Source organism: Anabaena sp. WFMT (genome assembly GCF_051781005.1).
Taxonomy (GTDB): Bacteria; Cyanobacteriota; Cyanobacteriia; order Cyanobacteriales; family Nostocaceae; genus Anabaena.
Genome location: NZ_JBPWOA010000031.1, coordinates 15,050 through 39,618, shown reverse-complemented (window position 1 = coordinate 39,618; position 24,569 = coordinate 15,050). Strand labels below are relative to the sequence as shown.

Here is a 24,569-nt window from a genome sequence, read left to right as displayed (position 1 = left end):
TCTGTCCTTCGGAGCAAAATTATTTTGCTCGGTTTGATAAATCATGTAAAATCAAGATTATAAGTACAAAGTCGGGAATTATGTCGGATTTAAGAGCAGAATTAAAACAAAACCTCGATGAAGCAGAATGGGATTGGCTAATTCCCCATGTACAAAGGGATGCAGTGATTGTGGTGACAGATGGGTTAGACTTATTAGATGTAGCAGTTGCGATCGCAGGCGATAACATTCCCTCAGTGCAACAGTGGATTGATCAGCAATTGATTGCCAAACCCTCTGTAGATCAGGTAGGAGAGTGGAATGGCAATCGTAGCAAGCGATTTCATGCCCTGATCATTGAACCTTACGTCCTAGTACAAGAAATGGCTACTGCTTAAAAATTCCTAATTTATCAATTAATTTCTGTATCTTGTTGGTTGAGGGTTGGTGTGATAGCTGAGTTATTACCACGTACCATTTGACTGACTTGGCCAATTAAATCCCCTAATTTACCTTCATCTAACAAGGTATTAATCAATGATAGACCACTAGTTGATAGTAGCAACTTGTTAATATCTTGACTACCGCTAGTACCATTTGCACCAGGGAATGAGTAAATACGAGTATCTCCTAACACGCCTGGTTGTGGTGCTAACGCGGAGACGATTTCTGGTAGTTTATCCGCTAATTCTGGCCAGATAGTAGTCAGCATCTTAGCACTCAGGTTAGCGTTACTTATAGTGTTTTCAGCCGCAATTTTGGCTTGAATACCCTCCGCTTCAGCTAAGGCTTTATCACGGTTAGCATCTGCGAGAGTGCGAATTGCTTCCGCTTCCAATTCTGCTGCTTCTTGAGCAATCTCAGCTTGACGACGACGACGGAAAGCGTCAATTTCTACAACGTTGCGATCGCTAATACTACGTTCTTGAGCTTCCCGTTCTGCGGCTATAAGAGACAAGCGTTTGGTACGTTCAGCTTTTTCGACTTCACTGGCTGTTTTAACAGATTCCTCTGCTTTAGCTTGTTCTGCTTGTGCAACAAAGCTTTCACGTTTTTTGTTAGCGATCGCAATTGCTAGATCTTCTTGAGCTATTCTTGCTAATCTCTCTGACTCAACTATCTGTACTTGTGCTTGTAACTTACCAGATTCTACACTTTGTTGACGGATAATCTCTGCTAGTTCCGCTTCTTGTTGTTGCAATGCTTGCGCTACTTTGAGTTGTTTATTCCGTTCTTCTAAAGTAATATCAGCTTCAATTTGGCTTTGTTGTAGAGATAATTTTTTGCGGATTTCTTCTTCCTCAACTGACTTTGCCTGTAAAATTTTACTACGTTGTACAGTTGCAGCTTCTCTATCTTTAGACTCTTGAATTTCCCTTTCTCGCTGTGCTTTCAGTGCTTCTACTTGCAGCTTTTGAGATAGTTTAGCACTTTCTTGTTCTTGGGCAATTTGCAATGATCTTTTTTGAGCATCCAATTCTTTTTGCTCAATTGTCACCTGTGCTGATAACTCAACTTCGCGCTTTTGTTGAACTGAACGTTGAATAATTTCTGTTCGCAAACGCACACCCTGAGCATCAAAGAAATTATCAGGATCATAAGTGACACTTTCTAATATTTCCGAAATGGCAATGTTATTTAGAGTTAATCCGACTTTCTTCAAATCTGTCCCCACTAAATTTAATACTTCCTGAGCAAACCCCAATTTATCAGAATCAATTTCTGCCAAATCCTTGGTTTTAGCTGCGGCTCTAATTGCATCATCTGCTCTTTTTTCTAAAGCATTTTTGATGTCTTCAGGATTAATTTTAGTACCATTTTGAGATAATCTCGCAGCCGCTGTTAAAACATCATCTTCGGAGGCATTAATACATACATAAAAAGTAACTCTGATATCTGCTCGCAGATAGTCTTTGGTACGCACAGCCATTTTTCCAGTCCGTTCTACATCAATAGAAATTTCCCGCAAAGGTACTCTTGTTAATTGATGAAACCCTGGTAAAACAATACAACCACCATAGAGAATAACTGCTTTCTTTTTAGTAAATAATCCCCCAGTTCTGACAAAGGCTTCGTTGTTGGGTGTGACTACATAAACTCTCGTATAAGCAAATAAACTCAATAACAGGAGTAAAACTAAAGTAACAATGACACCAGGAAATACTAACCCTCCATTAATTTGTGCTAAACTCGGTTGAGTTGTCAGGGGGAAGGTAGAATTAATTAAGGTTGTATTTTGTTGCTTTGATTGCAACTGAACTGATGGCATTTCTGGTACATCAACAGTTGGTAAAGCCTGGATAAATGTTAACCAAAAAAGCATATATTTTTCCTTTGACTAAAGTTAATTTTTACAGCTTGAGCTATCTAACCAACGTTCTTCATCTACAGTATCTTTGGCAATAACTAGATAAATTTGCTGTTTAAGTTCAATTACTATTACTTTTTCTCCCCTTTGCGGTGCAATAGTTGCCCAATCTGGAATAACAGCATTAATTGTCAAAAAATTTCCTTTTGCATCCAGTACGTCTACCTGTCCAATTTTACCTAAGTTTTCTGTAGGAATATAAACAGAAGAAACAGTTCCAATACAACCAATTAAGCGATCGCTACTGGCATCTTCGCTAAATTCTGCAAAAATTTGACTAATTGGTTCAGCTATTAACCTTCCTAAAAATAAACTAATAATTAGGGAAATTAACAAAATTATTATGCTGATAAAAGGAATTTGTTGATTTTGTAAAATGCCACCAAGCCCAACATTTAACATCCATCCAAGCAAACCCCACAAACTTAAATCTGTTGCCAACAATAACAATAATGGAGCTTTACCAATACCTGCCCATCCTAGAAAGTCTCCAAAGCTCACATCACTGTCTGTTTCCACATCTAAATCTGCATCAGCATCTAATTCTGATTCTCCCCCTCCTAGAAAAATCATGAACAGAAAAAGCAGTATTCCTGTAATCAGGAAAATCCAATAGGGTAAGTTAGCTGGACTAAACAGCATATTGTTTCCTGCAAGATATGTGGCAGGTATTTTTATATTGTTGTTTGAATACATCCTATGCTCTTTTGTAGCTAGATGTCAATATTAAATATTCGATTTTTGGGAATTAATTTAGATCATTAACAACGCATTTTTATTAGTATTAAGAATATTAACGAATTAGATAATTTAAATTTTAATACATTTTAGATGGGGTTTAATACTGCTTCTTTGCTTTCCCGTCGCAACAAAATATTATTGGGTTTCACATCTCTGTGTAAAAGTTTTCGTTCATGAACACATTCTAAAGCAGAAGTGTTGAATCTCGCAACACAACTTTACAATCTTTGTGTTTAACCCAGGCCAAATTGTCTGTTTATTGAGAATAGAGTCATTAACTTCTCAAATTTGGTATCACCAATACCAATGCACAACTTGGGCAATATACTCAAAATCTTAACATTCAACACTTCTGATTCTAAAGCTTGTCCGATTTGGTCAATGTAGCGCAAAGCCTCGGTTTCTGACAAGTAACCATTTTCAGCAGTGTAGCTTTCAACATAGGCTGCTAAATCATCGCCGTCAATATGTTCCATGACAATAGCCCAAAGTCCATCTTCGGGAAAATTGTCGTAAACTTGAACTATATGGGGATGATAGCATTTTGATAAATCTAAGGCTTCTTTTCTAAACTTCTTTTGTCTTTCCGCAAAATCTGGTTTTTCTCGTTGTTCGCGGTTGAGGGTTTTGATAACAACTAATCTATTTTCTTCTGTATCTTCTGCAAGATAGGTTTCACCAAAGCCACCGCCACCGATAACTTTTTTAATGATATACTGTCCGTTCTGTAGTGGGGTGTTGGGTGTCCAGGCTTGTATATTGTCTGAATCAGGATTTACAGGATTAAAGGATGAACAGGATTTAAGATATATAGGACTCCTATTTGTATGTATTTAGATATCCTCAATTTGTCTCTGCGCCTCTGCGTGAGAAAAAAATCCTATTCTCTCTTCACAAATTCCAAATACCCTTTACTCAATTCCCCCACAGCCAAATCATAAAACTGCTTACCATGTTCTGGAGTTGCTAAAGCCGGATTTGAACCCATGCGGCCGTCTGGGTAACTTTCTCGAAAATTAGCTGCACCATAAATTCTGTGTCCACTTGCAACTTCTGACGACAGGGGTGCTTGTTTGATTGCTTCTGGATAGACGTACTGGGTAACAGCTACTTCACTGGGGGTAGCATGAGAACCTTCTTGATCACCATATAATTCTTTGGCAAGTTTATATACAGAACCGCACATAAACCAATTAGCAATTTGACATTGAACTTTTTGAGAATTAGGAATTTGTAAATCTTCTAAATGTGCATAAGTTTCGGAAAAAGCAGCTTTCAGAGTCGCAATATTTCCACCATGTCCATTAATAAAATAAAACTTGGTAAAACCTGCTTTTGCTAAACAAGTTATATAATCTCGTACTACCAAAATTAAAGTGCTAGGACGGAGGCTAATTGTACCGGGAAAAGCTGTATGATGTAATGCCATACCGACGTTGATTGTTGGTGCAACCATCCCTTGAGTTTCTTCTGCGACACCGTGGGATATTGCTTCTGCACAAATGGCATCAGTCCCAATTAAACCCGTTGGGCCATGTTGTTCTGTGGAACCAATGGGGACAATAATTCCCTGAGATTTTTGTAGATAAGTTTCTACTTCTGGCCAGGTGCTTAAATGTAATTGCATTTTTTATAAATCTCAAAATCTAGTTTAGGCTGGTAATTGGTAATTGGTTCCCAAGTCTCAGATCCTCGATGTCTTAAAGAAGTCCGCTATCTTACTGTCACCTGTTTCCTGTCCCCTCTTCCCTAAGGTTCATAGGTTAACGAAATATGGAACCCCTCTCCAAACATCTCCCCGTAAACGAGGAGAGGCTTAAAACTTAGTTTTTTAGCCAGGAAAAAGTACGGTTTATAACCGTTTTGAGTATAATACAACTACACTTTAGCAACGAAATGATTTTGCCACAGATAATATCTCATTTGTGACTGTATATTTAAGTATTATATGGTGTGTTTGCTATTTTAAAAGTGGGCAGGAGGAGAATCGAACTCCTATACCTTTCGGTGCCGCATTTTGAGTGCGGTGCGTCTACCAATTCCGCCACCCGCCCTTGGGTGTCACTTTTTTAAGTATAGCCTATTTTTTTATTTTGGCAACAGGTATTTAGATTTATTTAGGGATTGGGGAAGAATTATTAATTATGAATGACCAAAGTTGAATCAATATCTTGCAAATTAGCACAACCACTGAGTGCCATTGCGGTAGTTAACTCATCTTTGAGTAGGGAGATGATTTCAGCTACTCCTGTTTGTCCAGATACCGCTAATCCCCATAATATGGGACGACCGATGAGGACGGCTTTTGCGCCTAGTGCTAAGGCTTTGAGGATATCTGTACCGCGACGAATACCGCCATCTACCAAGACTTCTGCTCTACCGTCTACTGCTGCTACTATTTCTGGTAGGGCATTTAAGGAAGCGATCGCACCATCTAATTGTCTACCACCATGATTAGAAACCACAATCCCTTGAGCGCCATATTCTACAGATCGCACAGCATCATCACCCCGCAAAATCCCTTTCAATACCAACGGTAACGGACTCAGAGATTGCAACCATTCCAAATCTTTCCAAGTCAGTGCGGGGTTAATTTGTTGGGCAAAATAGGTCAATAATCCAGACTCTCCCTGTGCATGGGGAATATCTAAACCTGAGATATTGGTTAAATTAGCGGGATGTAAATCAGGGGGTAAAGTAAATTCATTGCGTCGATCTCGTTCCCGTTTTCCCAACACAGGAGCATCTACTGTTAAACACAGTGCTTGATAACCTGCTGCATAAGCTCTTTCTACCAAAGCACGAGTTAAACCCCTGTCCTTGTGAATATAAAGCTGAAACCATTGCAACCCATTAGCAACTTTTGCTACTTCTTCCAAACTCTTAGTAGCCAGCGTACTCAAAACCATGCCTACACCTGCTGAAGCCGCAGCTGAGGCTGTGGCAATTTCCCCTTCTAGATGAGCCAGACATTGAAAAGCCATTGGTGCAATGAGCAGGGGTAACTGCAAAGATTGTCCTAAAACTTTAGTTGTCAGGTTTATTTCACTGACATCAACTAGCATTTTCGGACGGAGTTTAACTCGTGTAAAAGCAGCACGATTATCTTTTAAAGTAACTTCATCCCACGCACCACTACTGTAATAATCAAAAGTCATCTGTGTAAGATGTTCTTTTGCTAAATTTTCATATTCAAATAAATTAATGGGTGAATTCATTTGCTGAGACTTTGCACTTTTTGTTAATTAATTTTTCGGCATTGCTGAATGAAGATATAAAACGTCTCACGCAAAGGCGCAATCGCGCTTCGCGATCTCGTTCGCGGTAGCGTTGCGTAGCAAAGAATAGGCGCAAAGAATCAAGGTTGCAAAGGTTAAATTTCCCAATTTCATATTTCAATTCAGCAACACCAATTTTTCTATCACACACGATTAGGTAAATTTGAATTTAAGAGATTATGGGGATTTAAGTCCCCCACTTCTAAAAGCAATAGAGTTTTGTGGCTAGACCTAAATCCCAATGACAACACTTAATTAGGAATTACTGGGCTGTCAATCCACCATCTATAGTAATAGATTGCCCCGTAATGAATGATGCACCTGGAGAACAAAGATAGATGACTGCACTTGCCACTTCTTCATCAGTACCTAGACGGCCAACAGGGTGCATAGATTGTAATTGTTGACGAAATTCTGTTTCTGATTCAGGAGTACCAACGAAACGATCAATCATGTCTGTTTGAATACCACCAGGGCTAACAGCATTGACTCTAATTCCAGACTTAGCATATTCTAATGCTGCGGAACGAGTCAAACCAATTACAGCGTGTTTACTGGCAACATAAATTGGCACTGCTGACATTCCCACTAATCCGGCAACTGAAGCAGTATTGACAATTACGCCACTACCCTGTTTAACCATTTCAGCTATTTCGTATTGCATGGATAGCCACACGCCTTTGACATTGATATCCATGATGCGATCGTATTCTTCTTCAGTAGCTTCAGGGAAAGATCCTGGAGTTTGTTCAATCCCGGCATTGTTGAAGGCAAAATCTAAATGACCATAAGTGAATATAGTTTTTTCTATCAAATTTTTGATGTCTGCCGAGACTGAGACATCGGTTTTGATAAAGATGCCTTCTCCTTGCGCTTTTTGAATTAATGCAACTGTTTCTTCCCCTTCTTTTTCGCGTCTGCCTGCCACTACTACTTTTGCGCCTTCCTTGGCAAATGCGATCGCAGTAGCCCTGCCAATTCCAGATGTACCACCAGTGATAACTGCAACTTTTTCAGCAAATAAAGCCATAGTTTTAAAGTTTGAGATTTCTAGAACTTACGCATTGACAGAAACCATCAGGTTTTTAGCCGAAATTTTCAGATATTTCAGACATCCTGGGTTTGATATTTCCACTATTAGTCAGCGATGACAATCTATCTGAGGGTAGATGCCCAAATTGTGAAAATATCAATTGTGTCATTACACATCATGGTTTATTTGTACAGTGCGTAAATTCTAATTTTACCAATTGCGCCAACCGCCCTTGGGTGCTGTTTCACTCTTGCCTTTAAAACCGTGATTTTGTAATAATTTCTGATACTCTAAACCACTACTCCAGCGGTCAATTTCTCTAGCTCGTAATACTGGTACTGGATGACTTAATTGAGCGGTGCGGGCTTCTTTGACCATGACACCAAGTTCGGTTTTACTAATATCATCATAAGCACGAGCTTGGGCAACAAAGGCATCGAGATTTAATTGGGGTGCTAAGGTAGGAGAACCGCCAGCTAACTTCATTAATACTGACATCACCACTTTGGGGTCTTGGGTAGCTAACAAAGCAGCGCGATCGCAAGTAAACTCAGCACAACGTACCCATTCTAATAATTGTGCCTGTAATGCTTGAGCCACAACAGCACCGACATTAGGCAAAATTGCTGCTGCTAAAATTAATAAATTTACAGGAGTTAAATAAACGCTGTGGTCACATTTGAGATGTCCTAACTCATGGGCAATCACAGCTTGTATTTCTGCTGGTGTGAGCATATCAATTAAAGAAGTGTGCAGCACCACAAACGGCTGCTTACCCCGCATTGCAAAAGTATAAGCATTAGGTGCAGGATGTTGACGGACATACAACTGAGGTGGCTCAATATCTAAAATATTGCAAGCATCTAACAATAACTTGTGTAAAGAGGGCAGTTGTTTTTCACCAACCAAAATACTTGATGCAATATTTTCTACATAAAAAACCTGTTCTGCCATTGGTCCGAGCCAATTTCGCACCATCATGTCTATACCTGGAATTTGCTTGAGAGTTTGAGTTGCTTCCAAGTCTAGAGGATGGCGGAATGAGTCAGCTTTTAAACCAATTAGGGGCGTTTTAACTAATGACATAATTATGGTAATCAATAAAAAATACAACTCCCACAGCTAGTATAACGATTGAACAACATAATAGGGGACAAAGATTAGTTAACACCGGGATTACCTTGAAAACTCACCTCTTGAAGATTAGTAAGTTTTGATAGGGGAGTTACATCTGTGATTTTGTTATAGTCAAGTTTCAGCCGAGTCAGGTTAGTCAGGTTTAATAAAGGACTAATATCTGTGATTTCGTTGTCTTCAAGCACAAGCTCAGTTAAATTTTTCAGTTTTGCTAAAGGGCTGACATCTTTGATTTTATTCAAACGCAGTACCAGCAAATTCAAATTATTCAGTTTTGTTAAAGGGCTAATATCTGTAATTTGGTTGTAAGTAAGAATCAGCCGATTTAAATTTTTTAGGTTTCCTAAAGGGCTAATATCTTTAATTTTATTATCTTCTAAAAACAGAAAATTTAAGTTTATCAGTCTTGCCAAAGAATTTATATCCTCAATTTGATTACCTTCTAAATTCAGCCTTTTTAAATTTGTGAGATTTGCCAAAGGACTTATATCTTTAACTTGATTGTAATTTAGCTCTAACCGAGAAAGTTTTGTTAGTCTCGCCAGAGAACTAATATCTTTAATTTGGTTATCTTCCAAAAAAATCCCAGTCAAATTAATCAGACCCTGGAGAGAACTAATATCTGTAATTGAATTTTTACTGAGAATGAGCCAATTAAGATTAGTAAGTTTTGCTAGAAGTCTAATATCAACAACTTCATTACTATCTATAGCTAAATATTCCAGATTTGTTAGTTTAACTATGGCGTTAATATCTTTAATTTGGTTTCTACCCATAGTCAGAGACTTGAGGTTTCTAAGTTCTGCCAAGGGACTAATATCAATAATTTTGTTATTGCCGATATTCAGCGACTTGAGCTTTTTTAATCCTGCCAAGGGGCTGATGTCAACAATTTCATTACTATTAAGATTTAGAGATTCTAAATTTGTTAATCCCGCTAAAGGACTTAAATCAACAAGTTGCTGATTTCTCAGGTCAAGCTGAGTTAGATTTAACAACTTTTTAGCAGCAATTTCACAATCATTAGTTGCTGCTTTTGCTAATAATAATTCTACTGTAATTCTGCCATCTGCTGATAAAGTAGCTTGTTGATGACACAACTCACTAAAAGAACTCCCTCGCTGAGGTTCAGCAGCTTGAATAACTCCCCATCCACTGCATACCCACACACTCATCAGAGCAACTGCACTACTTAATTTCATAGTTGATATACTCATCTTTTATATAGATTGTTTTCAAAATTTACATAGTAGCTTAGATCACCTGTTATCGTACTTATTATAGAACTATTAACTATGGATTTAGTTGATTTTTTAACATTCATTCATTAATTTATTCTCATGCGTAATCTAGTCAGTCTCAGTTTTGTGACTCTGCTGTTTTCGGCAACTACTGCTGTTGTAACACATACCGGTAATTTTTCTCTTGTAGTTGCCCAGGAACTTAACAAACAAGATGAAAAAGCTCAAGCTGATAGGCTGTTTAGAGAAGCTTTTTATCTCTTTATTAATGGCAATAGATATAGAAATAATCATCAGAGAATTATCACCAGTTTTGAACAGGCTTTATTGGGTTATCAAAAAATAGGTAATAAAGCAGGTGTTGGTAAAACTCTTGATTATATAGCCTTGATTTACTATAACAAAAAAGACTATCAACAAGCATTAAATTATTATCAACAAGTTTTACAAATTCAAAGAGAATTAGGGGATGGTGATGGTGAAAAACAAACCCTCACTAAAATCATGAATATCTATAGTGAACAAAGTCGCCAACTTTATCAACAAGGTGAATATGAAACAGCTTTAAATAAATTCCAAGAAGTTCTAAGTTTGAATAAAAAACTAGAGCAGAAAATTGAGGAGGGTTTTACTCTCAACCAAATCGGCATGATTTACCACACCTTGGGAAAATATGAATCTGCTTTAGAATATTATCAGCAATCTTTATCAGTTCTCAAACAAGTGTCATCATACCCGGTAGAAAAAACTCCTTGGGTATGGATAGTTTTTTTCAACATGGGTGATATTTATCAATCTTTAGGAGAATATGACCGAGCTTTAAATACTTATCAACAAGCCTTGAACTTAGCCCAAAAACACAGAATTGGATCAGAAGTGAGAAATATTAATGCTATTGGCGATATTCATTACCGATTAAAAAAATACGATTTAGCATTGAATTTTTATGAGCAAGCTTTATCAAAGCTCAAAGGAATTAATAACAAAAAAGATAAAAAATTCCTGGAAGCATGGACTTTTTATAATATTGGGATTGTTTACTTGGATCAAGGTAAGTATGAATTATCTTTAAAATTTTTGCAGCAAGGTTTAACTATTGTCAAATCTTTAGGTGATAAACTTTCCCAAGGTGTAATGTTAGATGGTATTGGTAAAGTTTATTTTCAACAAAAGAAATATGAATTAGCCTGGAATTTTTATCAGCAATCTTTGGTATTTGTTCAGGAAGTTGGCAACAAAGAAGGTGAAGGAAAAACTCTAAATAATATTGGTTATTTATTAGAGAAACAAAACAAACCAGAATTAGCTATTGTTTTTTTTAAACAAGCTGTGAATGTTAGAGAAGCAATTCGGGGTAATATTCGAGGGCTTCCCCAAGAACAACAGCAATCATACACTGAAACTATTGCTGAAGATTATCGCCATTTAGCTGATTTATTATTGCAACAAAACCGAATTCTGGAAGCGCAACGGGTACTAGATTTACTTAAAGTTCAGGAATTAGAAGACTATCTTAGTAATGTGAGAGGAAGTGATAATACTGCTCAAGGTGTTGCAGAACGTCCCCAAGAACAGCAAATTAGAAAAGGTATTTCGGGACAGATAGATAAAGCGATCGCACTAGGCAAAGAACTTGCCCAACTGGAAACCGTTTCTATTTCCCAGAGAACAGAACCCCAAAAACAGCGTATTGTTCAGCTAAGAAAAAGTGAACAGGAGATTAGCAAACAATTTGAGACATTCCTGGAAAGCCCACAAGTACGAGAGTGGATAGCGCAACTTCAGCAAACTACGCAAGGGCAAGCTTTTGATTTGAATGCTTATGCTACGACTTTGCAAGATAACCTGAAGAAACTTCAGCAAGATGCTGTAATTATTTATCCTTTCATGTTGAGCGATCGCTTGGAACTGGTTTTAATTTCTCCCTATGCACCACCACTACGTCGCACTGTTCCTGTCAAACGCGAAGAACTTAACCGAGTTATTGCTGAATTTCGTTCGACTTTAACAACGCCTGTCCGTAATCCTAAAATTCCTGCTCAAAAGCTCTATAATTGGCTGATAAAGCCCCTGGAACATGACTTAGCTCAAGCAAAGACCAAAACCATCATTTACGCCCCTGACGGGCAACTGCGTTATATTCCTCTAGCTGCCCTCTATGACGGTAAGGAGTGGCTAGTTCAACGCTTTCGCATCAATAATATTACTGCTGTGAGTTTGACTGACCTCAACACCAAACCGCAAAATCAGTTAAATGTGTTAGCGGCTGCTTTTACCAAAGGTAACTATAGCGTTAAGGCAGGAGATCAGGAGTTTAACTTCTCCGGGTTGCCTTTTGCCGGTCGTGAGGTAGAAACTCTTGCTCAAACCGTGCCTAACACAACAAAACTATTAGACCAGCAATTCAATAAAGATATTGTGTTGCAGATGAATGATTACTCTATCGTCCATCTAGCAACTCATGCGGTATTTACCCCTGGACAGCCAGAAGAATCATTTATTTTGTTTGGTAATGGCGATCGCATTACCCTACGAGATATCAAAAATTGGCGGTTGCCGAATGTTGATTTAGTCGTGCTTTCAGCTTGTGCAACCGGATTAGGTGATCTATTGGGAGATGGTAGAGAGATTCTCGGTTTTGGCTACCAGATGCAACAAACAGGTGCAAGAAGTGCGATCGCCTCTTTATGGTCTGTGGATGATGGCGGCACACAAGCGTTGATGAATACTTTTTATACAATTCTCCAACAGGGGAATATTACTAAAGCCGAAGCCCTGCGTCAAGCTCAAATATCTCTGATTACTGGCAACTATGCAATTACAGGTCAGCAAAGACGTATTTCTATCAAACAGCCCATAAATAGTAATTCACCGTCACAGTTGAAGGAGCAACTAAGCCATCCTTTTTACTGGTCTCCGTTTATTCTGATTGGGAATGGGTTGTGAAGCGGGAGAATTTCAATTTTACCCAAACATCCGAGACATATCACAAAAACTTAACTTACAAATTAGGGATATGCCCTCTAAGGAGGATATTGTTATTAGACCTCTTGCAGAATTCATTTTATGTTATACTTGAAGGTTACCTTAATTTTCGCTAAAAGTTAGAATTACACGCCTATCTTTGAATTCGTGATCGCAACAACACCCAAACATACATAAAACCTAAAACCCTTTATTGTACCACAGAAACAATTGTGCAAGAGGTCTATTGTTTAGATTCTGATTAATTAAACAAAAATGGTTTCACAAATTGAATCATTCTTTCTAACTCAGGTTTATTGTGTATGAGAAGATTATGTCCCCATAATTCATTTTTGTTTTCAGAGCAATCTGTAGCAAGAGCTTCTCCAATAGCCTCAAAACTCTTTTTAATATCTCTCCTTAAAATCTCTGGTTCAGATACCACTCCAAGAACAAATACTCTATCAATTAGATCCTTGGGAATATGACTATTTACATAATCCAATCGCTCTTGATAATTCAATGGATTTTTATCTTGATCGAAATCAATCAGCAAAACAATCATGCTCTGCGGAAATTTTTTCATGTAAAGGACAAGTTCTTTCGTGAATTGGTTCACAACAGCTTGCCAACCACCAGCAGGTCGCTCGACACTAATCACATCGTAATTAATGTTTGGAGCCTGAATAAATCCGTTTGTAATTTCTTCATTAGCACGGTCTTCTGGCAACACAATCAAGTGCGGTTGATACCTATTTATACTCATAGCTCTATATCGCCGCGAATCAAGCTATTTAATAGATCGCCACTGAGCGGTATATCACTAAGTAGTCCGACCCTAGTTGGCTCCAAGTGGCTTTTTCGATCAAGCACAAGAGTATTATCATTTGAAAACTTTCGGATTGCTTCCTCATTATGAGAAGTTACTAAAATTTGCCCACTATTCTTAAATGAGCGTCGCAGTGATGTTATAAAATGCCCTACTTCTGATATAGAAAGATAGTTATCAGGCTCATCCCAAAAGCAAAAAAGTGGTCCATAGAATTTATTAGCAGCTAAAACAACAGCGCAAAGAAAAAAGCATTTTTCACCATCAGATAAATCTTGAAAGTTCACACTCAGATTTGCATTATTTTCTTCAAACCGAACAATCATGCTTTTGAAATCTTTGCCGATAAGTTCATTCTGAACATCTGTAATGTCGGGCATAATTTCTCGGAGATATTTGTCAAACTGTGTGTATGACGCAGGGTAGCGACCAAGTAATCCAGAAAACCACTCTCCGAAGTTTGAAGCATCTCGTTTTGGCTCTAAAGTTTCGCCGTTGGAGTCTCCGGTCATTAAGCTGGGAATCGGTGCTAAAATGATCATGCGAGCCAGCCAAGTTTTGAAAATATGAAGTGGATCAGTTTCAGATTGCTCCTGAATTACTGGCAGGGCTACAAGATGCCAATCCACCAAAAACTGAGCTTCACGATTTTGTGCGCTAGTATAAAGAGTGACTTGAGCTTCTTTTCGAGAGTAGATTGGTTCTCCCGAAACTAGCAGTTGTTCTTCAGAAACTCGAAGTTCTTTAAATTTTTCTGGCAACTCTAAAGCCAAGACATACTTGTATAATTTATCTTTAAGTAATACTTCTATTTCAAAGCGAATCGGAACATCAGACCTGCCACGAGTAAAATCTTTAGAATGAACAAGTTGCCCAACTCTATTTATACCTCTACCAATAGATTGAATTACCTCTAATGCAGTAGCAATGGTTGATTTACCTGAACCATTTTTTCCAATTAAGAGAGCAGATGAGATCCCCTTTATATTCAGTTCAAAGTTTTCTAGACATCTGAAATTGTGTACATATAGTCTTTGGAGCATAAGAAAACTATTCCCAATATGGGGAAATAAAATAACTTTGTGATGGGATAAACCCATTGTATAACTATATTAATTAGCTTTTTTCAGTTGTAGTTTAGGTAGTGCGTAGTATTTTAAAAAATTCAATAAATTAATGGCGAAAATTACCAAATAGATATTTCATCAACAGGTAAAATCCGCCATCAACTAACCAAATACCAAATTCCCTAACTCTAGATAGAAACTGAAGCCGGAGGATTACTATTATTCGTATGTAACTCTGCATCTGCTGATGCTTCATTATTTACACGGATAATCTTTGCGCCTAGTTGCTGCAACTTCATATCCAGGCGATCATAACCACGATCTAGGTGATTTAATCCTTGAATAGTGGTTTGTCCTTCTGCGGCTAGTCCGGCTATAACCAAAGCTGCGGATGCTCGTAAATCCGTGCCTATTACTGGTGCGCCCGATAACATTGGCACGCCACGAACAAAAGCAGTATTACCTTTAACCCGAATATCTGCCCCCAAGCGATTTAACTCAGAAGCATGACGCAGACGATTTTCAAACACAGATTCATTAATGATGCTGTCACCTTCTGCCAAAGTTAGCAATGCCATAAAAGGCGCTTGCATATCTGTGGGAAAACCCGGATGGGGTAAAGTATCAATATCTGTGGCTCTCAATACTTCTGCTGGCAAAATTCTCAGACAATTTAATCCTTCTTCAATGATGGGTACACCAATTTTTTGTAACTTGGCAATCACTGGGATTAAATGTTCGGGAACCACTGGGGACAGGGTAAATTCTGATCGAGTGATTGCTCCTGCTAGTAAAAGAGTTCCTGCTTCAATGCGATCAGGAATAATTGAGTAGTCGGTAGAATGTAACTGAGGTACACCAACAATGGTAATTGTACTCGTACCTGCTCCTTGAATTTTCGCTCCCATTGAGTTGCAAAAATTTGCCAAATCAACCACTTCTGGTTCTCTAGCAGAATTTTCAATGACAGTTTCGCCGTCCGCTAAAGTAGCTGCCATCATCAAGGTTTCGGTTGCACCAACACTGGGAGTATCTAAATAGATTCTGGCTCCCTTCAATCTGCCATTGCTGCCAGGAACATAGGCATTGCAAATACCATGTTCAATTTGCACTTCTGCACCCATTGCTTGCAGTCCTCGGACGTGCAAATCAACTGGTCTAGCACCGATGGCACAACCCCCCGGTAGAGGCATCTGTGCTACTCCCAGTCGCGCTAAAAGGGGTCCAATGGCGAAAAAGCTGGCTCGCAGTTGAGTAACTAGTTCATAGGGCGCTTTGGATGTGCTAATTTCCCTAGCATCAACATCTAATATGTCGTCTTGTCTGCTTAAACCCAATCCCAAAGCTGATAAAACTTGCCCCATGCGCTCTACATCCGCTAATAAGGGGACATTGCGAATCCGACAATCTCCAGAACAAAGCAAAGCTCCCGCCATGATTACCAAGGCTGAATTTTTTGCTCCGCTAATTCTTACATGACCTCGCAAAGGATGCCCACCCCAAATTTGCAAAACTGGGGACTCTGCTTCAGGTGAAGACTTGGCATCTGGTAAGCTGCTAGAAGAATTAATAAGCCTACCTCCAAAAAATAAGTAATAATAAGGGTTTGAAGTTGGTTTCGATTCTACAGTAAAGAGTCGGTTTGTCTACATTTTGCTATTATGATTCATGGAAATGAATTTTATAACTCTTTTCTCTAGCATCTGTAAATATCTACTAGCAAGGTTTATAAGCTTTGATTACTTATCGACCATAGAAATACTAACTCCAAATTTACAACCAGAATAAATATTCAGTAAGCTCAAAAACTAATACACAGTAAGCGTTTGTTTCTGGTGCTTAAATTTATGTATGTAAGTTCAGCTTGACAAACTCCAATATTTAAGTAATAATAAGAAATTGTCAATAAGACATTGATGCCAGCGGAACTGGCGGAATTGGCAGACGCGCTAGATTCAGGTTCTAGTGCCGCAAGGCTTCCGGGTTCAAGTCCCGGGTTCCGCATATCAATAATTTGGGTTTTAGTTTTATCTGAAGTCCAAGATATCAAGATTTAACTAAATCTGGGGCTTAAGTAGCCTACTAAGAAACAGCAAGTTTTGTGGCTGGGTATGAATTTCAGTTACAAAACTAGAACTTACGCACGAATCACGGAATAACTAACCGCAGAGGCACAGAGGTCACGGAGAAAGGGGAGTTTGCGTAAGTCCTAAAAACTTAATTACGAATTATTTTAAAATTGTGCTGACAAGTTTACAAAATTCCTTAGTTAAACAAATCCGTAAGTTGCACTCTACCAAAGAGCGGCACAAACAAGAGTTATTTTTACTGGAAGGGACGCACCTGTTGGAAGAAGCTTGTGCGGTGAATTACCCGTTAGAGGTGGTGTGTTGTACTCCCCAATGGCAAATGGCACATCCTCAATTATGGGATGATGTCTGTGGTCGGTGCGATGCCTCCGGCGGGCGAAGCCATCGCTATGAAATTGTCAGTGAAGAAGTTTTATCGGCAATGGCAACAACAGTACAGCCAGATGGTGTAGTGGCATTAGCAAAACGCACCCAACAGCAAACCCAAGTCCCCTTTACTGGTGTAGTTCTAGCTGTAGAGACGCTGCAAGATCCTGGCAATTTGGGGACTATGATTCGCACTGCGGCTGCTGCTGGGGCATCGGGTTTATGGTTAAGTGATGATAGTGTTGATTTGGATAACCCCAAGGTTTTACGTGCATCTGCGGGGCAGTGGTTTCGCTTAAATATGGCGGTAAGTGAAGATTTAAGAACAACAGTCAAACAAAGTCAGCAAGCAGGAATGCAGGTAGTAGCCACCTTGCCCAATGCAAATTTAACTTATTGGGAAGTAGATTGGCGGAAACCGAGTTTGATTTTATTGGGAAATGAAGGTGCTGGGTTGTCACGAGATTTAGCTGCAATGGCAGACCAGCAAGTAAAAATTCCCCTCAGTCCTGGAGTAGAATCTTTAAATGTAGCGATCGCAGCGGCTTTAATGTTATATGAAGTCCAGCGACAAAAGATTTATGGGTGATTTATTGATTTAGGAATTACTTGCGTTTGTTTTTCTGGTCTAAATATTGTTCAATGTCAGCAACTGCATCCTCTAAAGCAGCTAAAGAAATTTCCTCAGAATTTTCACTGAATTCATCGTTAATAGACCTACCAGTATCCAGTTCTATAACCACTTGATGATGAGTAGAATTGACTTCTAAGATATCTTCTAACTGAGTGAGGGATTTTTGAAATTCTTGAGCAGAGGCGCACCGTTGATATTGCTGATATTGCTGAATAGGTTTCATAATCTTGATGTGAGAATGATTATTTTAGTAACTTAATCGTGGATTGTATATGCGAATCCATTCAATGTGAGCAATCTAAAATTATTCTGATAGCTATTGGAATCACAACTATTTAACTTAGTATATATTTTACACATTAACAGGCTTGATTGCCAAATCAGTGGTATTACTTAGAATTGAAAGTGCTATGACATATTCGTCAAACTTACGCATGAGTCACAGCATAACTAACCACATAGGAAACGGAGGAGTAGGAGTTTGGGAGAGTTTTTGCATAAGTCCTAATTCAACTGATCATATAATAATCTGGTGGGTGGAAATGAATCAATTCATGAAACAAGTTCTAATTAGCTTGGGTGCAGCTATCATTGTTGTGAGTTTAAGTGGATGCGATTCCTACGGAGCGCTGCGCTATCGCCTATTTCCCTCCTCTGGTGATATAGTTGAGCGAGTGAGTGATGGTGATACATTAGTATTAAAAGGCGCTGATGGCAAAAAATTCACAGTGCGCTTTGCTTGTGTTGATGCACCAGAAATACCTCATTCCCAAAAAGAAAAAAACAGTAAATTTACTAAAGATATTAATCAATTTGCTTGGGGTATCAAAGCACAAACACGGGTGGAGGAACTGGTTAAACAGTCGGGTAATCGCGTCAAGTTGAATATCACGGATAGCGATCGCTACGGAAGAAAAGTTGCAGAAGTGCGTTTAAAAGATGATACCTTTGTACAGCAAGTTTTATTACAGGAAGGATTAGCTAAAGCATATCGCCCTTATTTAAACAAGTGTCCTAGTAAAGATTTGGTGCAACAAGCTGAAATACAAGCGCAACAGCAACGCCTTGGAGTTTGGAATGATGCTAAATTTGTTGATCCTTGGGCGTATCGAAAGGCGAATAAATAACAACAAAAAGCTACAGTCTTAATTAGATAACTGCACAACAGGTAAAACCTATAAGTGAGACTATACATTTTAACGAATATTTTCTAAGGGATGGAGTCGCAACAAGTTTTGAACGATCCGAATATAAGTCATTTACCCATCCTGCAACTTTAGTTGATCACACTCGTTGCGAATCTCCATACAAGACTAACTCCAAGTCAATGATGAGATATCTATTTTCTGAATAATTCAGAATACTAGGATACAAAGAGAAAAATATTGACTCTTAGCACTACATTAATCAAAGCAATAATGTTTTTTTACATCGCTGGTAATTTCCCATGTACAAGACATACCAGCAGGAAACGTCACTAAATCTCCTTCCCCCATTTGCACTGGTTGTCCTCCATCAGGAGTCACAATTACATTACCTGCTAAAAAGTAGCAAGTTTCTTGACAATCATAAGTCCAGGGGAATTTAGAAGCTTCTTTTTGCCAAATTGCCCATTTAAAGACACCTAATTGTTTGAGATCATCTTGAGTCGGTTGATGCTGGATTTTAATTTTCATGCGGTGTTTGATCTAGTTATATTCAGCAGTAAGATTGGATATCTTCTCCACACTTATCTACTAAATAACACAATGCACGAAAACGCAAGCCCACTAATTGATCATATAGTGGATTTAGCTTACACATGGGGGGAATATGGGCAATTTTCCGACCAAATACCACGATGTCACGTTCAAAGGGACATTGAGCAGGAATCAATTTAGCAATAAATTTAGCTAATTTACGATTCTGAATCTCGATTTCATCCAACCATTGACGTATTGGTTGTAATAAATCTGATTTATTATTTGCTTTATGCTCTTCTCCCATAGGGCTAATTAAAGTATGGAGAATGATAGGTTGAGTATTTGTTGTGATCATAGTTCTAAATCCTGCTGTCTTGAGATTGATGAAAATCAGCCAATTTGGCTTATAATCATGCAAATTATTGTAGAGCAATACACCAATTTGGTAATCTTAGGTAAGATAATTGTGACTTACATATCTTACATAAAATAAGCAGAGAAACTCTTCAACTAATTGCTATTTAAGCTCAGGGTATGTTGGAGAACTGTCCCGTTAAATACAAAATAACAAAGAAATTATAAAAATGGTATTGCGTTAACTTATTGATTGCTGATGTCAAATATTGTATTCCCATATATCAATTGTAAATGCCTGGTTAGGAAAGCGCACAGTAGTACAAATTCTAACTGTACAGATAAAAATATAGTTTAAGTCGGACTATAGACGGGTTATGGGAATGTCAGCAATTATGACGTTCTATATGAGAGCAGATCATAATATAAAAAAAAGTCATATAAGATACATAAGTCAACCTAAAGATTATCTAGCTAGTAGCAACAAGTCATTTGATAAGTACAAACTAATCTACCTATAAAAGTAGGTTATAAAAATACAAAATATGCTATAATAAATCTCATATAAGTAAGGTAAATATTTAAGATAAAATTTCACCTTGCTACTATTGAAGAGGTTCGTCTTTTTCTTCTTACTTATAGACGAGAACTCTATAAATGTCGTTTTACCTATTGAGTTTGCGGCTCAAATAGCTATTATTCCTGCAAAAGTACCTACTCAGAAAAGGTTTTTTTGCAGATTTGATCTTGCTCATTAACACCAGCGAATATCATTTCCCAAATAACTTTAGGAACTTGACAATTTGCCTAGGTTTTTTGATACTCCCCAAGCAAAGGTGCGGAGAGTATTAGGTGAAATTAGACTGTGAGCAAACAAACTCTTAAAGTGTTAATAATTCTTTCCTCCTGGCTCCTGGCTCCTGCCCTCGGCCTTTTTTTGTAAAATATAATTAGATAATTCACAAAATCCTTCCCCTTCAGCCGCAGTAGTTACATAAGCAGGTTGATACTGCAACTGGTGTGCATATTTAATTACATTTGCTACACCTACAGAAATAGGAAAAGAACTTTGGTTAAATAAACTTTCATCATTAGGACTATCACCAACAGTAACAACTTGTGACAGTGAATATTCGGAGAAGTGTTCGCGTAGCACTTGTAACAATCCTCCAGCCTTATCTTGTTGTTGAGGTTTAATGTGACACTGGACATTGCTATAAGTAAATCCCCAACCCATTTGTTGACAAATATTGCTAAGAGACTGCAATTCATTTTCTGTTAAAGCAGCTACATCAAATGTCCAATCGGTGAGACGAAACTGATTGTCAGTAGATTCCCTAAGTTGGGGAAATTGACTTTGTAATTTTTCAAAAGTCCTAGCTAAATGCTGGCGATGTTGAGCTAAGTCGGGAATAGGTGTTAAAGATATTGGTGCGACGTTATTTGATGGGTAGAATATACCCCCATTTTCTGCTAAAGCACCTACCACAGGCATTAAACTACTGATTCCACTTACCCAACCTGCTGAACGACCTGTTACAATCAGTACCTGAATCCCGTTGGCGGCTAAATTTTCCAAAGCTTGCAACAATAGGGATGTAAATTTTCCCTCCTTCGTCAGAGTACCATCCATATCCGTGGCGACAAGGTGAATATCCCTAAATTCCGTAGATTCGCTAATGTGTCTGTACATAACAAAATCACAAATATGATGTAAAAAAATATTAACAATACAGTAATGTGATATTAAAGATTTGGGCATCCTAACCATTAGGAGTCAAATCTTTAGTTTGCTAACCATGCTTAGTACAATGTTTTTAGCCCAGTCTTCAAGTTCCAAGACTAAACCGGCGATCAAGGAAGTAGCAGCCAGTAATTTTCAGATGCCATCATCTTTATTACTGTTTGCCAGTGGAGGACTGATAATAGCACTAGTTGCGGTGATTGTGTATAGCAAAATATTAGCGGGTAAATATGAGAAAAAAGTTAAGTTTGAAAAGTTTCGCACGCGAGAACTAGAAAAAAAGTTGAAGTTGGCGCTGGAAACTATTCGGAAAATGGAAACAAACCCCGATTTGGTTCACTCACGGGATTTTAACCTCGATTATCTACGGATGCGGATGACAGAGGAGGTATTTCATTTTGGGGTTGTTAATCAAGTGAAACTCAAGGTGAAAGATAAAATTTCTCAGGCACTGCGCCCCAACCAATCTCAACAAGGTCAAGTTGGAATTGCCAGCAACGTTGGTAAGCAGGTAGATGAGATTTTTGATGTTGAATATGAAACTGGTATTGCGCCCAACATTGTCAACCGAGTACTGTTTCGGATTCAAATTCGCTTAATGAAGTTACCCACACAAGCAACTTCTGCTACTATTAGCCAAATTATGGACTGTATAGAAACTTACCTTAGTCCTAGAGAAGAAGATGATACATGGCAACCGACAATTCAAGGTCGGATTGTCTATATGCATTGGGATCAAAAGGCTAAACCTACGCCTCTACTGGTATTGGAACAATCAAATGAAGGGGTAAATGTTACTTTTCGGACTACACGCCAACAAAATCTTCCGGCACCGCCGCAGATGCCACATTCAAAAAAATAGGTTTGACAATGTGAAGGTTAGTTATGAGGCTCGGAAACTTCTCGCCCTGCCCTGTTGCTAATAGCTACATTTTGGGCATCACGAGTTAATAGACCGTCTTCCATTTCGACGATACGATCAGCTATGTCTAAGATGCGGTTATCATGGGTGACTAACAAAATAGCTGTTCCTTGATCTTTCGCAAGACGCTGCATGATTTCGACAACATCCCGTCCTGATTGTTTATCTAATGCGGCTGTGGGTTCATCTGCTAGAACTAATGGGGGGTGATTGACTAAGGCGCGTGCGATCGCAATTCTTTGTTTTTGCCCACCAGATAGATTGTCTGGATAGTAGTTCATCCGTTCTGATAAACCAACCGAACCTAGCATTGTTTCTGACTTTTTAATAGCTGTTGATTGAGAAATACCTTGATTTAATTCCACTGCCATTTGCACATTTTGCCTAGCAGTTAAGAAACCCAGCAAATTATGAGCCTGGAAAATATAACCAATGTTACGTCGCATATGTACAAGTTTACTTTGACTAGCACCAAGTAGTTCTTGACCTAACAATTTCATACTTCCTTCTTGTACAGACCGTAACCCACCAATCAGGCTCAGTAATGTAGTTTTTCCTGAACCTGAAGGCCCAGTCATAATTACAATTTCTCCGGCATATATTTCCAGGTTGATGTCGAATAGAATTTGTTTTCTGAGGACACCTCTACCATAGTAATGATTAATATTTTTAATGGAGATTACAGGTTCTGTGCTGTTCATAAGAAGATTAGGGGATAAAGCTGGCTTATACAATTTTAGATTTTAGATTTTAGATTCAGCTTTAAAGTTTTTATCTATCGCCCACATTTTTTTATGGTTAATAACTTTTTGGGTATATTGATCAATTAAGAACTTTTCAACTGGTATTATTCAACAGGATTTAGAATTATGATAACTGCCAAATATGGATTTAATAATCTTAATTTAAAAAATATCGGCAGGGTCGGCTGAACTTAACTTTCTCATAGCAATTACACCAGATATAAAACACATTAAGATAGTTAATATTAGTACCATGATAGCACGGTGATAACTCATAAAAACTGGTAAGAGCGTAGCATCTCTGGCGACTTGATACATAAACAAAGCGCAAGCAAATCCAGGCATATATCCTAAAACTGCTAACATAAAAGCTTCTTGAAGAATAACAGTTAATAAATAATTTTGTGTATAGCCTATTGCTTTCAGGGTAGCATATTCAGACAAGTGATCTGTTACTTCTGTATACAAAATTTGATAAACAATTACGGTGCCGACAATAAAACCCATAATTGTTCCTAAGGTAAAAATAAACCCAATAGCAGTACTACTTGCCCAGTAATTTCTTTCAAATGCAATAAACTCATCTTTGGTTAAAACATTAACATCTGTAGGTAAATAAGTCCGCAAATATTGAGCAACTTGGGTTGTATCCGCACCTGGTTTTAGTCTAATTAAGCCAATATCAATTAATCCCCGTTGTCGGGTACTAAATAACCTCATAAAGTTGACATCGCTTGTAATTAAATTGCCATCTGCGCCAAAAGATGCACCTAAAGTAAATAATCCTGCTACTTTAATTCGTCTTCTTCTTACTTCTGCCGTTACAACTTTTCCCTGATCAATATCAGCAGCGATAGGTCCATACTCTAGTCTAGAAGAACGGTCAAATATAACTACATCAGGCAATTTCAGGGTATTTAAATTTTCCTCAACCCCTGGTAAATCAAAAACGTTAAATTCTGGATTGATACCAAAAACTAAAATACTCCGAGGGCGGCCTGTAATGGGATTCTTCCAGCTGGTATAATCTAAATATATAGGATGTACTGACTGTACTGCTGGTAAATCTAAAGCTTTATATAATCGCCGTTGGGAAAAAGGTTTCATTGCTAATACAGCGTTGGATTGATTGTTAATTAAAACAATGTCACCTTTTAAACTGCCATGCATTCTGACGTTACTGTAATATAGTGCATCTCGGAAACCAAGTTGCATAAACATCAAAATATCAGCAAAGGCAATACCTGATAGTGCCACAGCGAGGCGAGTTTTTTCTCTGGTCAGTTGTAGCCAAGATAGAGGTATTTTCTGAATCATTTTCTATGTTTACTTACAGTTACGCCAATTTTTTATTGTTGAGTTGATATTTTTGATGGGGAATGATCATGATTTTTCCA

General features: G+C 38.1%; 22 protein-coding genes and 2 tRNA genes. 6 read left to right on the top strand and 18 right to left on the bottom strand.

Going from position 1 to position 24,569, the window contains the following annotated elements:
- Positions 1-80: 80 nt before the first annotated feature.
- Entirely contained in the window at positions 81-377 is a 297-nt protein-coding gene (locus tag ACSQ6I_RS19865; protein WP_438892018.1) for a DUF2288 domain-containing protein, read from the top strand.
- A 14-nt stretch (positions 378-391) separates the two neighbouring features.
- Here ACSQ6I_RS19865 and ACSQ6I_RS19860 read toward each other — a convergent pair whose 3' ends face one another.
- From ACSQ6I_RS19860 to ACSQ6I_RS19820, 9 genes are all read right to left on the bottom strand, one after another.
- On the bottom strand, positions 392-2,302 hold the full coding sequence (locus ACSQ6I_RS19860; protein ID WP_438892017.1) for a flotillin family protein: 1,911 nt from the start codon (positions 2,300-2,302) through the stop codon (positions 392-394).
- Between the two features lie 21 nt (positions 2,303-2,323).
- Positions 2,324-2,989: a DUF1449 domain-containing protein gene (locus tag ACSQ6I_RS19855; RefSeq protein WP_438892016.1), complete on the bottom strand. Its 666-nt coding sequence runs from the start codon at positions 2,987-2,989 to the stop codon at positions 2,324-2,326.
- Positions 2,990-3,321: 332 nt separating this feature from the next.
- A complete protein-coding gene (locus tag ACSQ6I_RS19850) occupies positions 3,322-3,798 on the bottom strand; it encodes a serine/threonine protein kinase (RefSeq protein ID WP_438892069.1) in 477 nt (158 codons plus the stop codon).
- A 170-nt stretch (positions 3,799-3,968) separates the two neighbouring features.
- Entirely contained in the window at positions 3,969-4,715 is a 747-nt protein-coding gene (locus ACSQ6I_RS19845; protein WP_438892015.1) for a creatininase family protein, read from the bottom strand.
- A gap of 345 nt (positions 4,716-5,060) precedes the next feature.
- Positions 5,061-5,142, bottom strand: a tRNA-Leu gene (locus tag ACSQ6I_RS19840).
- An 84-nt stretch (positions 5,143-5,226) separates the two neighbouring features.
- Complete coding sequence (locus ACSQ6I_RS19835) at positions 5,227-6,306, bottom strand: alpha-hydroxy acid oxidase (protein WP_438892014.1); 1,080 nt, start codon at positions 6,304-6,306, stop codon at positions 5,227-5,229.
- 322 nt (positions 6,307-6,628) lie between these two features.
- A complete protein-coding gene (locus ACSQ6I_RS19830) occupies positions 6,629-7,396 on the bottom strand; it encodes an SDR family oxidoreductase (protein WP_438892013.1) in 768 nt (255 codons plus the stop codon).
- 213 nt (positions 7,397-7,609) lie between these two features.
- Positions 7,610-8,485, bottom strand: coding sequence for a M48 family metallopeptidase (locus ACSQ6I_RS19825; RefSeq protein WP_438892012.1), 876 nt, complete (start codon positions 8,483-8,485; stop codon positions 7,610-7,612).
- A gap of 74 nt (positions 8,486-8,559) precedes the next feature.
- Positions 8,560-9,738 (bottom strand): leucine-rich repeat domain-containing protein, encoded by a 1,179-nt coding sequence (locus tag ACSQ6I_RS19820; RefSeq protein WP_438892011.1) that lies wholly within the window; start codon positions 9,736-9,738, stop codon positions 8,560-8,562.
- Positions 9,739-9,876: 138 nt separating this feature from the next.
- Between ACSQ6I_RS19820 and ACSQ6I_RS19815 the strand changes: the two genes are divergently transcribed.
- Positions 9,877-12,723, top strand: a complete 2,847-nt coding sequence (locus ACSQ6I_RS19815; protein WP_438892010.1) for a CHAT domain-containing protein — start codon at positions 9,877-9,879, stop codon at positions 12,721-12,723.
- Positions 12,724-13,003: 280 nt separating this feature from the next.
- On the opposite strand, the gene ACSQ6I_RS19810 is transcribed toward ACSQ6I_RS19815, so the two are convergent.
- The 3 genes from ACSQ6I_RS19810 to murA form a co-directional block, all read right to left on the bottom strand.
- Positions 13,004-13,507 carry a hypothetical protein gene (locus tag ACSQ6I_RS19810; protein WP_438892009.1) on the bottom strand — a complete coding sequence of 168 codons (504 nt, stop codon included), beginning with the start codon at positions 13,505-13,507 and terminating at the stop codon, positions 13,004-13,006.
- Positions 13,504-14,613 (bottom strand): AAA family ATPase, encoded by a 1,110-nt coding sequence (locus ACSQ6I_RS19805; protein WP_438892008.1) that lies wholly within the window; start codon positions 14,611-14,613, stop codon positions 13,504-13,506. The genes ACSQ6I_RS19810 and ACSQ6I_RS19805 overlap by 4 nt, the downstream gene beginning before the upstream one ends.
- Positions 14,614-14,825: 212 nt before the next feature.
- On the bottom strand, positions 14,826-16,208 hold the full coding sequence (murA, locus tag ACSQ6I_RS19800; protein ID WP_438892068.1) for a UDP-N-acetylglucosamine 1-carboxyvinyltransferase: 1,383 nt from the start codon (positions 16,206-16,208) through the stop codon (positions 14,826-14,828).
- A 351-nt stretch (positions 16,209-16,559) separates the two neighbouring features.
- Here murA and ACSQ6I_RS19795 point away from each other — a divergent pair.
- Positions 16,560-16,641, top strand: a tRNA-Leu gene (locus ACSQ6I_RS19795).
- Between the two features lie 237 nt (positions 16,642-16,878).
- Positions 16,879-17,682 (top strand): TrmH family RNA methyltransferase, encoded by an 804-nt coding sequence (locus tag ACSQ6I_RS19790; RefSeq protein WP_438892007.1) that lies wholly within the window; start codon positions 16,879-16,881, stop codon positions 17,680-17,682.
- A gap of 16 nt (positions 17,683-17,698) precedes the next feature.
- On the opposite strand, the gene ACSQ6I_RS19785 is transcribed toward ACSQ6I_RS19790, so the two are convergent.
- Positions 17,699-17,950 (bottom strand): hypothetical protein, encoded by a 252-nt coding sequence (locus ACSQ6I_RS19785; RefSeq protein WP_438892006.1) that lies wholly within the window; start codon positions 17,948-17,950, stop codon positions 17,699-17,701.
- Between the two features lie 319 nt (positions 17,951-18,269).
- On the opposite strand from ACSQ6I_RS19785, the gene ACSQ6I_RS19780 reads away from it, so the two are divergent.
- A complete protein-coding gene (locus ACSQ6I_RS19780; RefSeq protein WP_438892005.1) occupies positions 18,270-18,854 on the top strand; it encodes a thermonuclease family protein in 585 nt (194 codons plus the stop codon).
- Between the two features lie 276 nt (positions 18,855-19,130).
- Here the strand turns inward: ACSQ6I_RS19780 and ACSQ6I_RS19775 are convergent, their stop codons facing one another.
- From ACSQ6I_RS19775 to ACSQ6I_RS19765, 3 genes are all read right to left on the bottom strand, one after another.
- Entirely contained in the window at positions 19,131-19,403 is a 273-nt protein-coding gene (locus ACSQ6I_RS19775) for a cupin domain-containing protein (RefSeq protein ID WP_438892004.1), read from the bottom strand.
- Positions 19,404-19,425: 22 nt separating this feature from the next.
- A complete protein-coding gene (locus tag ACSQ6I_RS19770; protein ID WP_438892003.1) occupies positions 19,426-19,764 on the bottom strand; it encodes a Mo-dependent nitrogenase C-terminal domain-containing protein in 339 nt (112 codons plus the stop codon).
- An 888-nt stretch (positions 19,765-20,652) separates the two neighbouring features.
- On the bottom strand, positions 20,653-21,456 hold the full coding sequence (locus tag ACSQ6I_RS19765; RefSeq protein WP_438892002.1) for an HAD family hydrolase: 804 nt from the start codon (positions 21,454-21,456) through the stop codon (positions 20,653-20,655).
- A 106-nt stretch (positions 21,457-21,562) separates the two neighbouring features.
- Between ACSQ6I_RS19765 and ACSQ6I_RS19760 the strand changes: the two genes are divergently transcribed.
- Positions 21,563-22,369 (top strand): hypothetical protein, encoded by an 807-nt coding sequence (locus tag ACSQ6I_RS19760; RefSeq protein ID WP_438892001.1) that lies wholly within the window; start codon positions 21,563-21,565, stop codon positions 22,367-22,369.
- 17 nt (positions 22,370-22,386) lie between these two features.
- On the opposite strand, the gene ACSQ6I_RS19755 is transcribed toward ACSQ6I_RS19760, so the two are convergent.
- Together ACSQ6I_RS19755 and devC are read right to left on the bottom strand one after the other, a co-directional pair.
- The gene (locus ACSQ6I_RS19755) at positions 22,387-23,130 is read right to left on the bottom strand and encodes a DevA family ABC transporter ATP-binding protein (protein ID WP_438892000.1); all 744 of its coding nucleotides are present in this window, start codon (positions 23,128-23,130) and stop codon (positions 22,387-22,389) included.
- Between the two features lie 204 nt (positions 23,131-23,334).
- The gene (devC, locus tag ACSQ6I_RS19750; RefSeq protein ID WP_438891999.1) at positions 23,335-24,489 is read right to left on the bottom strand and encodes an ABC transporter permease DevC; all 1,155 of its coding nucleotides are present in this window, start codon (positions 24,487-24,489) and stop codon (positions 23,335-23,337) included.
- Positions 24,490-24,569 lie beyond the last annotated feature (80 nt).

What these genes read in the sequence shown, in the direction of transcription:
- ACSQ6I_RS19845 (WP_438892015.1), bottom strand. Translation starts at nt 4,715, where the DNA reads ATGCAATTACATTTAAGCACCTGGCCAGAAGTAGAAACTTATCTACAA.
- ACSQ6I_RS19805 (WP_438892008.1), bottom strand. Translation starts at nt 14,613, where the DNA reads ATGCTCCAAAGACTATATGTACACAATTTCAGATGTCTAGAAAACTTT.
- ACSQ6I_RS19835 (WP_438892014.1), bottom strand. Translation starts at nt 6,306, where the DNA reads ATGAATTCACCCATTAATTTATTTGAATATGAAAATTTAGCAAAAGAA.
- ACSQ6I_RS19860 (WP_438892017.1), bottom strand. Translation starts at nt 2,302, where the DNA reads ATGCTTTTTTGGTTAACATTTATCCAGGCTTTACCAACTGTTGATGTA.
- ACSQ6I_RS19855 (WP_438892016.1), bottom strand. Translation starts at nt 2,989, where the DNA reads ATGCTGTTTAGTCCAGCTAACTTACCCTATTGGATTTTCCTGATTACA.
- ACSQ6I_RS19780 (WP_438892005.1), top strand. Translation starts at nt 18,270, where the DNA reads ATGAATCAATTCATGAAACAAGTTCTAATTAGCTTGGGTGCAGCTATC.
- ACSQ6I_RS19765 (WP_438892002.1), bottom strand. Translation starts at nt 21,456, where the DNA reads ATGTACAGACACATTAGCGAATCTACGGAATTTAGGGATATTCACCTT.
- ACSQ6I_RS19815 (WP_438892010.1), top strand. Translation starts at nt 9,877, where the DNA reads ATGCGTAATCTAGTCAGTCTCAGTTTTGTGACTCTGCTGTTTTCGGCA.
- ACSQ6I_RS19775 (WP_438892004.1), bottom strand. Translation starts at nt 19,403, where the DNA reads ATGAAAATTAAAATCCAGCATCAACCGACTCAAGATGATCTCAAACAA.
- ACSQ6I_RS19810 (WP_438892009.1), bottom strand. Translation starts at nt 13,507, where the DNA reads ATGAGTATAAATAGGTATCAACCGCACTTGATTGTGTTGCCAGAAGAC.
- ACSQ6I_RS19825 (WP_438892012.1), bottom strand. Translation starts at nt 8,485, where the DNA reads ATGTCATTAGTTAAAACGCCCCTAATTGGTTTAAAAGCTGACTCATTC.
- ACSQ6I_RS19865 (WP_438892018.1), top strand. Translation starts at nt 81, where the DNA reads ATGTCGGATTTAAGAGCAGAATTAAAACAAAACCTCGATGAAGCAGAA.
- devC (WP_438891999.1), bottom strand. Translation starts at nt 24,489, where the DNA reads ATGATTCAGAAAATACCTCTATCTTGGCTACAACTGACCAGAGAAAAA.
- ACSQ6I_RS19755 (WP_438892000.1), bottom strand. Translation starts at nt 23,130, where the DNA reads ATGAACAGCACAGAACCTGTAATCTCCATTAAAAATATTAATCATTAC.
- ACSQ6I_RS19820 (WP_438892011.1), bottom strand. Translation starts at nt 9,738, where the DNA reads ATGAAATTAAGTAGTGCAGTTGCTCTGATGAGTGTGTGGGTATGCAGT.
- ACSQ6I_RS19770 (WP_438892003.1), bottom strand. Translation starts at nt 19,764, where the DNA reads ATGATCACAACAAATACTCAACCTATCATTCTCCATACTTTAATTAGC.
- ACSQ6I_RS19785 (WP_438892006.1), bottom strand. Translation starts at nt 17,950, where the DNA reads ATGAAACCTATTCAGCAATATCAGCAATATCAACGGTGCGCCTCTGCT.
- ACSQ6I_RS19830 (WP_438892013.1), bottom strand. Translation starts at nt 7,396, where the DNA reads ATGGCTTTATTTGCTGAAAAAGTTGCAGTTATCACTGGTGGTACATCT.
- ACSQ6I_RS19760 (WP_438892001.1), top strand. Translation starts at nt 21,563, where the DNA reads ATGCTTAGTACAATGTTTTTAGCCCAGTCTTCAAGTTCCAAGACTAAA.